A 12500-nucleotide genomic window follows, 5' to 3' on the forward strand; every position below is an offset into this window, starting at 1 on the left:
ACTACACTAGCTTGCCACCCCATTTGCCACCTAATAAAATTAGATGAAAATATGGTAAAAGGAAGTAAAAAGTATGCGAATAAAGGTTATGTGAATTTTTTAAAAAAATTTATCTGTTTTTCTCGTTTTGATTCTATAGTCAATCACAATACAATTATCCCATATTCAAAAGATCTCTTTTTATTTTCGGCATATTTTTATACTTTATTTAATGGCATGAGAATTTTAGACTGTTTTAAAATGAAAGTCTTGTGCATTTACTACATAATATCACAAATCTTTTATTATTTTTCTAAGGTCTGTTTTTAACTAACCACATATACAATATGTATTTAATCTTATAATTATAATAATATTTTATTTGACTTTTTTATTTTTTAATCAAAGAGGTTTTAATATAATTATATAAATATTTAAATTGAAGTTAATATTTATATATGAAAGATTTAAAATATGAACGATTTGTATATTAAGATAGACAATGATTTAAACAGTAGAGGAAATGATTTAGAACTTGACATAAAAAATATATCTAAAATGCTTGAAAGTAACAATAATTTTTTAGAAAATATAGGCATTGTAGAGTATGCTAAAAATTTATTAGATAAATGCTTTTATGACAGCTTTAATAATACATTATATTTTGCTAATGCAACTAGAATTGTTTCTTATAAAGACAATGAGCCCAAAGAATTGCGTCAGGTTTGGATTAGACCGGTGTACGATAATTTTTTTATAGAGCAATTAAATGGTAAATCACTTTCTTTTAGAGGTTATGTAAAAAGTGGCTTCTTTGTTGTAAATAAGATAAAAATAGTACCAAACTATAAAGGTGCAAAAAAAGAAATAGAAGAAGAGATAAATGGTGTTATCGTACATACTAAAAATTTAGGCAATTTTGGCAGCCATGATTTAAAATATAAAATAGATGAAACAGAATCTATAGTTAAAATTTCTCAAGACAATTTCCAAGAGTGGCAAAGCTATCTTGAGTGGAGAAAAAAAATCGTAGAACAAAAATTAGTCGGGATAAAGTATAAATATATCAAGTTTAATGATGAAGATCAGTCTATTGTATTAAATCTTATAGTACAGGATACAAAAGACTTTGACAAAATAAAAAAGTATCTAAAACGAGGGAATTTGGATATATTTGACAATTCATATTCACAAGAGGATACAAGGTTCGTATATAATCCAAAATATAAAGTCGGTCAGAATTTTAACAGCACTAGAATTTTAGGTGATTTAGAAACTAAGTTAGACAACATAGTACCTACATATAAAAATAATCTTTACGAATATAATGTTGTTTTCAAAATAGATAAAGATTATATTGAAGAATACAACACTAATGTAAGCAATGAAGAAGTTGATAGTTTTTTTAAAGATAAAAAAACTGGTTTTTTAGCTACAAAAGAGGTTGGTGATTTTGCACTAATATCTCGTCTAAAGAGAGGTATAAATAAAGCCTTGCAAGATGAAAATATGTCACCAAATTTGCTCTTGTGGTTATTTGATATAACAAAAGCCGAAATACCAACAGTTGAAGAGATAAACAAAGAGTATGTGTGGAAAAATTCCAACTTGAATGAGGAGCAAAAAGTAGCAGTTCAAAAAATGCTAGCCACTAAAGATATTTGTTTAATACAAGGACCTCCAGGAACTGGTAAAACTACAGTAATAGCCGAGGCGATATATCATTTTACGAAAAATGGGCAACGAGTATTGCTAGCATCTCAAACAAACTTAGCAGTTGATAACGTACTAGAGAGGCTAGCCAAAGACCCTTCTATAAGAGCAGTGCGTCTAAACGATAGCAAAACTAGTGACGATATAGAGCACCTAAAAGAGAGCAAGGCTTTGGGCTACTATTTAAGCACGATACAAAATAAAATTAAAGAAAAATATATAGATATGTGGAGTAAAGATGAAAAAAGAAAAAATGCTATAGATAAGGATATAAGCGATCTATCAAATTATTATAAACGATTAGAAGATTTGTCAGCAAGAATCGAAGATATTAACAAAGAGTTGTCTATAAACAGGCAAAAATCCCAAGATATAAAATTGCAAATAAAACAAGCTGAGGATAAAAACAATATCGCCAGACATTTTAGAAATGAGATTGCTAAATTTTTAGATTTTTTAAAATATAAAGATGTAAATTTTGTATTACCAAATGAACTAATAAAGAAAATAGTACGGGTAATCACACCACATTTAAATATAATCAATAATAGTATAAAACTAGATGCCTTAGAAATAACCCTGCAAAAAGACGAAAATGATGTAAGTGGAGCCATAAGAGTAATTCATAATAATCTTAAAAAGATAAAAGAGCTAAAAAACAGGTTAGACTTAGCTAATCTAAATGAGCCCAATCCTCAAAATATTGATATTATAAATAGGCTAAATGAGATTAAAGACGAGCTTTACAAAATCGATGACGAAGAGGATTTTAATAGACTCAAAAAAGAACGAAAAGAGTTGGAAAAGAAAATTGGTGATAATATATTTACGCTACAAGAGACAGAAAAAAGACTATTTTATACTAGCAATTTACAAGAGATAAGAAGTATAGTTACAAAATACTGGTCACCAATACTTGAATTAGATAGTAAATTTAATACCGAAATCTATAATCTTTCAACAAGTTTTTTAGAAAATTTGACCTTTATAGACACTAAAACTTATAAGGAAGAGTTGGAAATTTTAAATGGCAAAATATCAATTAACAAAGAAAGTCGTTCGCATAATTTGAATATTGTCAATCAAACAAACAAAAATATAACTGATATAAAAAACAAATACGATATCTGCGACGAGCTCTCCCAAGATAAGGCATTAGAAAAAATAGAACAAGTACGAAATGATCTGGCTGTCACAATAAACAACTACACTTCTACAAGAAAAAATTTTGAAAATATATTAAAAAATTTCAACTCTAAGCTAAAAAATATAGACTTAGAAAATGAAAATGAATATTATAAAGATACATATATAAACTCTTGCAATGTTGTTGGTATGTCATGTACGGATAATCCTAAAATTTTAGAAGATAAAGGACTTGATACATTTGATGTAGTTATAGTAGATGAAGTCAGCAAGGCCACTCCCCCTGAACTACTTTTGCCTATGCTAAAATCTAGCAAAGTTATCTTAGTAGGCGACCACAGACAATTACCTCCTCTATTTGGAGAAAATGAAAAAGCATATAGTGAAATATTAGATAATGTGGACGATAGAGAAGATGATGAATTAAAAAATATTATCACTGAGGAAAATTTTAACGAATACAAAAACATGGTAACGTCTTCCATATTTAAAAAATATTTTGAAACTGCAAATTCAAATATTAAGCATTCGTTACTAAAACAGTTTAGAATGCATAGCCAAATCATGAGTGTGATAAATAGATTTTACGAAAATAGACTTATAGCCGGGCTGCCTCTTGAGATAGAAAATATCAGCAAGGCTCACAATATAACAATAAAAGGCGAAAACGGTTTTAAGTTTATAGAGCCCCAAAAGCACGTATACTGGATAAATTCGAGCGAAATAGTAGTAGACGGCAAAAAAGAAAAAATATCCGAACTACATGAAGCTAGAAGCACCTCTACATATAATATTGCAGAGGTGCATATGACAGTCGAACTTTTGAACAAACTAGAAAAATTTTATGCCGATAAAAAGATTGATCACAAAGTAAGTGTTGGAGTTGTATGTCTTTATCAATTACAAGTAAATAAGATAAGATTGTTTTTGAAAAAGAAAGGCATATCGTTTAAATATATTAGCGTAGACATAAACACGGTAGATAGGTTTCAAGGCAAGGAAAAGGAGATAATAATATCAAATTTGGTTAGGACACGCTCATATTCAAGCCATATAAAGAGTTTTGAGAGAATAAATGTCATGTTTTCACGTGCACAAAAAGTACTATTTATTATGGGTGATATTGACTGCTTTAAAAAGTTAAATATAGAAATTCCAAAAATGGATCAAATAGGTAGTTTAAATAGAAGGATTTATCGAGATATTATTAATACCCTAATTGAAGCCAATATGTACTTTGATAGCAATATTCTACTAGGAAATCGTCTCGCAAAATCGATATATCAAGAATATAAAAAGCTTGACACAAAAGGCAATAGTAATGAAAAAAGAAATAGCTAAAGTAACAATATCGGAACCATATCTAAAATATCAAACAGTAGTTTCTCATTTTAGTATACGAAAGATTACAACTTTTGAATGGCTATTGTTAGAGCTGCTTGCCAACTACGAAAAAACCAATTTTTCAATTTCAAACCTAGCGGTCTTATTTAACGATATATTTTTTATTAGTGATTTCGAAAAAACTATTTTACCGATACTAAAAAGCCTAAAAAGTAAAGGGTTGTTAAGTTGTGATGATTTGGATGATCATCAAGCCCTAACTATGCAAGATATTGAACTCAGTAGCGACGGTAGAGCTTTTCTTGATAAAGGCGAAATCCCAACCGATATCAGGCAAGAGGAAGTTACATTTTCATATGATATGTTTAATAAAAAACTAGATCTACATTATAAAAATAGAAAAACTCAACCTATAGGTATTGAAATTTGCGTTGATGAAAAGCCTACGGTAAAAAAGATAGAGGCAGTAAAAATTTTAGAAAGCCAAAAAAGCAAATTTAAATGGTTTGTTGATAGTACTCAAATAAACAAGATTGAACTACACAGCAGTACAAAAGAGTGGGAACACATTAAAAATGGAGTACTGATAGACAAATATGGACATATTACTCTTACAGAAAATAACAAAGATTTTTTAGAAGAATTTTTTAGATATATAGAGAGTGAGTGGAAAAGTGACGAAAAATTAAATGACTTTGAATATTTTAATTTTGAACAAATAGAAAAATTTCACGATAACCTTTCTTTTTTTAACAATGACGATGTTTTATTGTTTAGCCAAAAAGCACATGGTATTAGGTCATATCCTGAGGTGATAAAAAAGTATTCCGATAAGAATATTAATAAAATAAAGATTTTATTAGTATGTGAAAGCGATGAGTTTGATATAAAAATTTATGATAAACAAATCATAGTAAAAGTAATTGATAAAATGCCTTTAGAAAATTGTCTGCTTTGTAATTATAAGCAAAATGTTTGTCTTGCGAATTTTGCAGTCAAATATTATAATAGAAATAGTAAAATATCTCTTTTTTACAGCCTAAAGATGCAAAATTGTGTAGATGGGTTTTTATCTAAAATTATAAGTGAATACTTATATAAAAACAGCGATATAATTTACTTGGCTCTATTTTTAAAAAATGAAGTTAGAAATAAGGTCATATTAGAATGGTTTGATAGTTTAATTTTTAAAGATAATATTTTACTTTTTTATGATAGAGTAGAAATATTTTACCGTTTTCTTCACAAAACAGCCCAGATAAAAGACGAAAAAACATCTAGTGAAATAAAAGAATATATTCTTCTAAACAATAAAAGAATTAATAGCTTAGATAAAAATGATGAAATATTTGAATATATAGAATTAACTCAAATGATTTACAATGAACGAATTTATGATAAATTGCATATAAATAGCTATGATGATTTGATACAGTTTATGAGATATTTGAAATCAAACGAACTAGAACAGAATAAATTTATAAAAAAATATTATCCAAAGTTTTTTACACAAATCTCACAAATAGAAAATCTACAAAAGATAAGTGAAGTAGAAATAGCTATTAATGAAATACGATTATTATGCAAGGATATTCTAGATCCAGAAACTCGAAAAGAAAATTTAGATCAAATCAAAAGCATGATTAACACGATTTATAGATTAACAGAGATACCTGTGAACGATATAGAAAATACTTTGCTTGATAGTACTATAAGAGACTTAATAAATAGAAAAAATAACAAAAACAAGAAAAGAAAGAAGAAAAAATGAGTAGAGAATACGAAACTAGAATCAGATGGCAAGAAGAACAAGAAAGAGCTAGACGCCAAAGAGAGGAACTGAATAAAGATAGGGTACGAAGTCAGACGGCCAAGTTTTTAACTGGATATAAAAAAAGGCTAGCCTCTATGAAGTCAGCAAGATTGGATGAATATATCTCACTAAATATGCTACAAAGAGATATTATTACAGCCGAGGCACAATTACTAGAAGATCCGTATTATGCAAGAGATCTAAGTTTTACTATAGGGACTTATATAAATCAGTTAGAATCAAATGCAAGGGCAATCAAAAAAGAGCAAACTAGTTTGAACAAGAATGATATTGTAGATTTTTATTATTCTGAAATTCGTAAAATTTCAGATATTTTAGTGATAGAATTTGCAAAAGATGAGCTTAACAATATTAGAGATAGTTTGTCTAGATATGACGGAACAAATTTGACCGCATTTAAAAACAGCCTATGTGACAAAATCTCATCAGCAATAAAAAATGCAAAAATAAAAGCGGAAACCTATAGAGAAAAAAAAGAACAAGAAAGCTTAAAGATTCATGCCAAAAATGACCTAGAAGCCATAGAAGCAGAAATAAAAAATCAAAAAATCTCAGACGAAAACAAACAAGAAAAAGAAAAAATTTTAGCTCAAATCGCCAAAACAAAAGTTGCGTTAAATAGCCATAAAGATATATCAAGCATAAAAGCGGATATTGAAGAAGTACAACGGAAAACAAATGATTTTTTGATAGATGAAACAGCCAGAAAAGAGATTGTAAAATGTATAAAAGCAAGTTTAGAAAAGCAAGAATTTAACGTAACAAAGATAGCTCTAAAAGACGGCAATGTAATAATACAAGCAAGTCGACCATCCGGAAAAACAGCTAGTTGCAAAGTATCTTTAGATGGAAAACTAACATATAAATTTGATAACTATAAAGGAATGACATGTATCGAGGATATAGAAAAATTTGAAAAAGAGATGAATGACATTTACTCTATCAAATTTGAAACCAAAAAAACAATTTGGGAAAATCCGGATAGGATATCTAAAGGTACAATTGATACTAGTAAAAACAATGAATTACCGCTAAAAAGAGGATAATATGAGCGAATGGATAAAAAAATTTGAACGAGATAGTAAGCTAAAAAGTGCTATCTTGCTAAATGGTAATACTTCTGATATAATCAAAGGCAAAACTGGTAAATATGTAAACACTATAGATTTCATAATTCATATGCTTAATGATAATTTTAGTAATGTTATCCTCTGGGATAGGATTAGCGGTATAAGCAAATTGTCCAAAAGTAGTGGCGGTTTTTATGATTCCACTCAAGACAACCTAGACGATGACGAGGAAAATTATGATATAGGAGAAGACGGCAAGAACAATAATAATGATACTGTAAAATACAAAGATATAAATGAATTTTTTAGCTTTATATTGCAAAAAATAAATTCAAAAACTTGTTTTATCCTAGACTATTCCGATTACATTTTTAGCTCGAATTCTAGTATGAGCGATCAAGAAAAGCAGTGGCTTGCTATACTCAAAAAGAGCATAAATGAAAACGCAATATACGATCTTTTAAATACGGACATGATAAGACAAGGTTGTCTGATAGTAATTTTAACCCAAAAACTAGCAACAATCCCATCATCTTTTTATGTAGGCGATCCAAACGTAAGTACCATTACCATACCTATGCCACCTCGCTCTAAACGATATGAATTTATTGAATACATAGAACCAATGATTGAATTTGAACCAATGCTAGATAAGTCAAAACTAAACGACTTTATAGATGCACTTGACGGTTTTAGCCTAAAAGATATCGCCCAAATCATAAAACTATCTAAACTTTCAGAGCCTAAACTAAGTTATGAAAAAACTATAAATTTATATAAATACGGCGAGAGTAAAAGCCCTTGGGAGGATCTCAATAGAGACAAGCTATTTAATATACAAGAAATTTTAAAAGAAAGAGTAAAAGGGCAGAATGAAGCAATAGAAAAGGTGGAAAGTGTTATTATTAGAGCCTTTACAGGCTTTTCAGGCTTGCAACACTCGACAAAAATTAAAAAGCCAAAAGGCGTACTGTTTTTTGTAGGCCCTACTGGCGTTGGTAAGACTGAGCTTGCAAAGTCATTGGCGAATTTTTTATTTGGCGATGAAACTGCTTGCATACGTTTTGATATGTCAGAATTTAACCATGAACATAGTGACCAAAGGCTAGTTGGAGCACCTCCTGGATATGTAGGCTACGAAGAAGGAGGACAGCTAACAAATGCAATCAAGGCAAAACCTTTTAGTGTACTGCTTTTTGATGAGATAGAAAAAGCACATGGCAAAATTTTAGATAAATTTTTACAAATTTTAGAAGACGGCAGACTAACAGATGGCAAAGGTGAGACCGTATCGTTTGCCGAGTCTGTTATTATTTTCACCTCAAATATCGGTGCTTCAGATACTGTAAATTCTGATAACGAAAAAGAGGTAAAAAGACAATTTTTAGAAAAAGTCAAAGAGCATTTTATAGTGACTTTAAAACGGCCAGAGCTTCTTAATAGGATAGGCGATAACAATATCGTGCCATTTAACTTCATCAACAGCGATATTTTTTTGATTGAAATAGCCAAGTCCAAATTTGAAAAAATAAAACAATTTGTAAAAGAAAAATATAAAACTAGCGATATTAAATTTGACGATGAAGAGAAAACATATAAGATTTTAGCGTCAAAAGTTGATAAAAATAGTGGTGGAAGAGGTGTACTAAATATGCTAGAAAGCCACATAGTCAATCCATTATCAGAATTTGTGTTTGAAAATTTTGATTCACTTAGTGGGCGTGAAATAACAATAAAAATAGAAAATGAAAAATTTGGCACATTTGAATTTGAGCTTAACTAATGTTAAATATAGCTAGTATCCGCGAGTGCACAATTGCTGAAGGACCAGGGAAACGTATGGCAATATGGACTCAAGGATGCTTAAAACGATGCAAAAATTGTTGTAATCCGCATATGCAAGCACTAAAAAAACGAGAATTTATACAAACCCATAACTTAATAGAAAAAATTGAAAAATCTCGCAAAGTAAACGGTATAGAAGGTGTTACTCTTTTGGGCGGTGAGCCGATTATACAATCAAAAGGACTGTCAAAAGTCGCAAAATGGTGCAAACAAAATAACCTTAGCGTGCTTCTTTTTAGCGGTTATACATTACAAGAAATGCAGTTAATGAATACGGAAGGTTTGGCGGAGTTACTAGAATACACAGACGTACTTATAGATGGCGAGTATATTGACGACTTATATAATGAAGATTACGGTATAGTTGGCTCTAGCAATCAAAAAATTCACTTTTTGACAAATTTTTATACCTTAAGCGATTTTAAAAATGAAATTAAAGTAGATATTATAATAGAGAAAGATAATATTAGCATGAATGGTTGGGTAATAAATTTGTAAAATTCTAGCCACAAAAGCAACAATATGTTTGAAGTCAAAAAAACTAATAGTTAGTAAAAATTTTAAGTACTGAATATCAAATTTAAGACAATCTATTTATAAAACCTATAGAGTCTTGGAAAAGTTTAAATATGCGGTTTAAATGTTCACCTTGTTGATCTCCGTGCCACACCTAATAATATAACTCTTGAAAAAACAACTTTTAAACGTATTATTGTATCATATTGAACTATCATAAAAATTTATTAAAATAAAATATTAGATAAATAGTATAATTACATAAACAAAATATACTCAAGGAATTAAAATGGTAAAGTGTAGTTTTAATAACTTTAAGGCATTTGGCAAACATCCACAGAAATTCTCAAGCAAACCTATCACTTTAGTGTATGGGCCTAATAGTTCAGGCAAATCTAGTTTTTTACATTCTATTATATACAGAGAGCATATTTTGAATAACGGCAATACTGATTTACAAAAAACAGATTTGGGAGGTGACGAAATAGACTTTGGAGGGTTTAAAAATTTTATCCACAAGCATGATACAAAAAACATATTAAGATATACATACGAGTTCATGGATAAAGAAACTATACGGTATATTTTATACTATAAATATACTGATTGTTTTTCTGAAATAAACAATGAATTTAATAGTGAGAGTTTTTTAGAAAAAATAAATCCTAGGATTTTATTTGATATTATAAAAGAAAAAGATGGGCTTAAAAAACTATTAAAAGACAACAAAAATTTACAAATAACTGCCGGAATTAATGTAGAAGAATTACACAGTATAATAAGCAATAGTTACGGCATAGAAAAAATAGAAATAGAAATTCGTACCGGGATAGATCGCAATTACGCATTTTACAAAAAAGATATAGTTATAATTATCAACTCTGAAGAATATGCACATTTAAGATCTATTTATGATAATGCGGATGATGTCCCAAAAAATCTTAAAACAATAGACAGAACTTTTTTAAAAGATCGCTTCTTTATAAGACTTAACAAAAATCACCCTTTTGTGAAAACAGTAAAAGACAATATAAACTACATTGAGTCCTATGATACAGAACCAAATCTTTACAATCAAGATAAAATAGATGAACGAGGATACTATTTGTGGTCACCTGATGAGCTAAAATATAAAAATATACATAATATTTTAAAAGAATTTGATAAAAGCAAAGGACTTGATGTATTGCTTGGAAATATTGCACTTTGCATATTTGAAGGTTGTAAAAATTATATGTATAGAAAAACGATACAATATTATTCACCACTTAGATTCTATCCCGAAAGAAAAGATCTTATATTTGACAATTTTAGCGACTATAGGGATGACTACAAGCCAAATTCAAGTAAGAACATATGGGAAAAAGTTGTATACGATGAATATGCTAGAAAAAAACTAAATGCATGGCTATCTGATGAAAAAAAACTTAAATCAAGTTACAAAATAGAAGTTGAAAAATTTTATAAATTTAAAGATATTAAAGATGTTCCCAATATACAAGATCCAGATATTCGACAATTAAAATTTCTTGACTTAAGAACTAGTGTGTTTGTATCACCACGAGATATGGGTCTTGGAATATCGCAGTCATTACCTATACTAGCAAGTTGCTTTACTCTTTATGATAGCAGTATCTTTATAGAACAACCAGAACTTCATTTACATCCAGCCGTTCAATGTGAAATAGCAGACGAGTTTATAAAATCAAAAAATAACAATAGAAATGATTTTTTCATAGAAACTCATAGCGAACACATATTGCTTAGAATCATGAGAAGGCTAAGATACTCTAGTGAAGGAAAAATCAATAAAGGTGATGAGCTATACATAACTCCTGAAGACATATGCTTGCTTTATGTTGATAATAATGGAGAAGATACATATATTAAAGAGTTAGAGCTTGATGCTGACGGAACCTTACTGGATCCTTGGCCAAATGGATTTTTTGAAGAGGGATACAAAGAGAGGTTTGAATAAAATGTTAAAAGAGATATTTATAACTCCTGAAGTATTTTTAAAAAGCAATATGAGTGTAAATAATTTTTACAACCTAAAATCACTTTTGGAGAATATAAAAAATGGAGGCTTTGTCCTATCTTTAGAAAATAAAGACTGGATAAAGTATGTGCTATCTAATATATCTTCCTGCATTCCTCAACATAGAGATTTACTATCAAAACTCATAAGTCACCTTAAAGATAGGGAAAGAATAGAATTTCAGCCAAAAATTGGAATTGAGCCACAAACAGAAGATGATTGGCTTAAAATTGCTCAGAATATAAACAGCATTAAGAGGATAAATTCTATATTTTCTAACAAAGCAACTGACTATACTTTAACACTCAATCATTTAGACAGTATAGATCTAGTTAATGAGTATGGATACAATGGGTCTATAAAAAGAGTTAAAACTGAAAAAGAATTAGAAAAAATATTTTCTATCCTAGTAGCTTACGCAAAAAAAGTTACCATAATAGATCCATATTTTTATCTGCACACCCCTAGATATAAAGTATCATTGGAAATAATAGCAAAGAATTTTGGAGAACGCAGAAATAATAAAATTTGTGGAAATATAATTATACATTGTAGATTTCAAGAAAATGAGTATGGGAATTTTAAAAATAAACTAAAAAAATGGCAAGAAGTTTGTAATTTTATTTATTCTAAATATGGACATATTATAACTATATTTGTATGGAAAGAAAAGATTGGTAACATTAAGATGCATGACAGGTATTTAATAACTAATCAAGTTGGGCTTCTTGTGGCGGCAGGATTGGATAAAGACGACAATCAAGAGAGTGAATTTAGTTTAAAATTGTATGAAGAATTAAGCAATATAACATCCCCTTTTGATAGAAACAATCCTTTATTTGATTTGGCTTTTGAAGTTACATCATCGAGTATAAAAACATATTAGACATAACTTGAGCAATAAAATATTTATAAAACTAAAATTTTAACACTCTAAAGTTTTTATTTATAGAAAATTGCACTTTTATCTATTATATAGCAATATTTACTATGATTTTATATTTGTGTTATTAGG

Annotated in this window: 7 protein-coding genes; all 7 read left to right on the forward strand. The window is 28.9% G+C overall.

Annotation, left to right across the window (positions count from 1 at the left end; genetic code table 11):
• Nucleotides 1-453: 453 nt before the first annotated feature.
• The 7 genes from CDOM16190_RS01195 (at nucleotide 454) to CDOM16190_RS01225 (ending at nucleotide 12371) form a co-directional block, all read left to right on the forward strand.
• Complete coding sequence (locus tag CDOM16190_RS01195) at nucleotides 454-4179, forward strand: DEAD/DEAH box helicase (protein WP_170018538.1); 3726 nt, start codon at nucleotides 454-456, stop codon at nucleotides 4177-4179.
• Nucleotides 4160-5953, forward strand: coding sequence for a hypothetical protein (locus CDOM16190_RS01200; protein WP_170018539.1), 1794 nt, complete (start codon nucleotides 4160-4162; stop codon nucleotides 5951-5953). The genes CDOM16190_RS01195 and CDOM16190_RS01200 overlap by 20 nt, the downstream gene beginning before the upstream one ends.
• Complete coding sequence (locus CDOM16190_RS01205; protein WP_170018540.1) at nucleotides 5950-7062, forward strand: coiled-coil domain-containing protein; 1113 nt, start codon at nucleotides 5950-5952, stop codon at nucleotides 7060-7062. The genes CDOM16190_RS01200 and CDOM16190_RS01205 overlap by 4 nt, the downstream gene beginning before the upstream one ends.
• Nucleotide 7063: 1 nt before the next feature.
• A complete protein-coding gene (locus CDOM16190_RS01210) occupies nucleotides 7064-8869 on the forward strand; it encodes an AAA family ATPase (protein ID WP_170018541.1) in 1806 nt (601 codons plus the stop codon).
• Nucleotides 8869-9429 carry a 4Fe-4S single cluster domain-containing protein gene (locus tag CDOM16190_RS01215; protein ID WP_170018542.1) on the forward strand — a complete coding sequence of 187 codons (561 nt, stop codon included), beginning with the start codon at nucleotides 8869-8871 and terminating at the stop codon, nucleotides 9427-9429. The genes CDOM16190_RS01210 and CDOM16190_RS01215 overlap by 1 nt, the downstream gene beginning before the upstream one ends.
• A 307-nt stretch (nucleotides 9430-9736) precedes the next feature.
• The gene (locus CDOM16190_RS01220) at nucleotides 9737-11425 is read left to right on the forward strand and encodes an AAA family ATPase (protein ID WP_170018543.1); all 1689 of its coding nucleotides are present in this window, start codon (nucleotides 9737-9739) and stop codon (nucleotides 11423-11425) included.
• A complete protein-coding gene (locus CDOM16190_RS01225; protein WP_170018544.1) occupies nucleotides 11418-12371 on the forward strand; it encodes a hypothetical protein in 954 nt (317 codons plus the stop codon). Before CDOM16190_RS01220 ends, CDOM16190_RS01225 begins: the two co-directional genes overlap by 8 nt.
• Nucleotides 12372-12500 lie beyond the last annotated feature (129 nt).

Origin of the sequence: Campylobacter sp. RM16190 (genome assembly GCF_012978835.1) — a bacterium.
Taxonomy (GTDB): domain Bacteria; phylum Campylobacterota; class Campylobacteria; order Campylobacterales; family Campylobacteraceae; genus Campylobacter_A.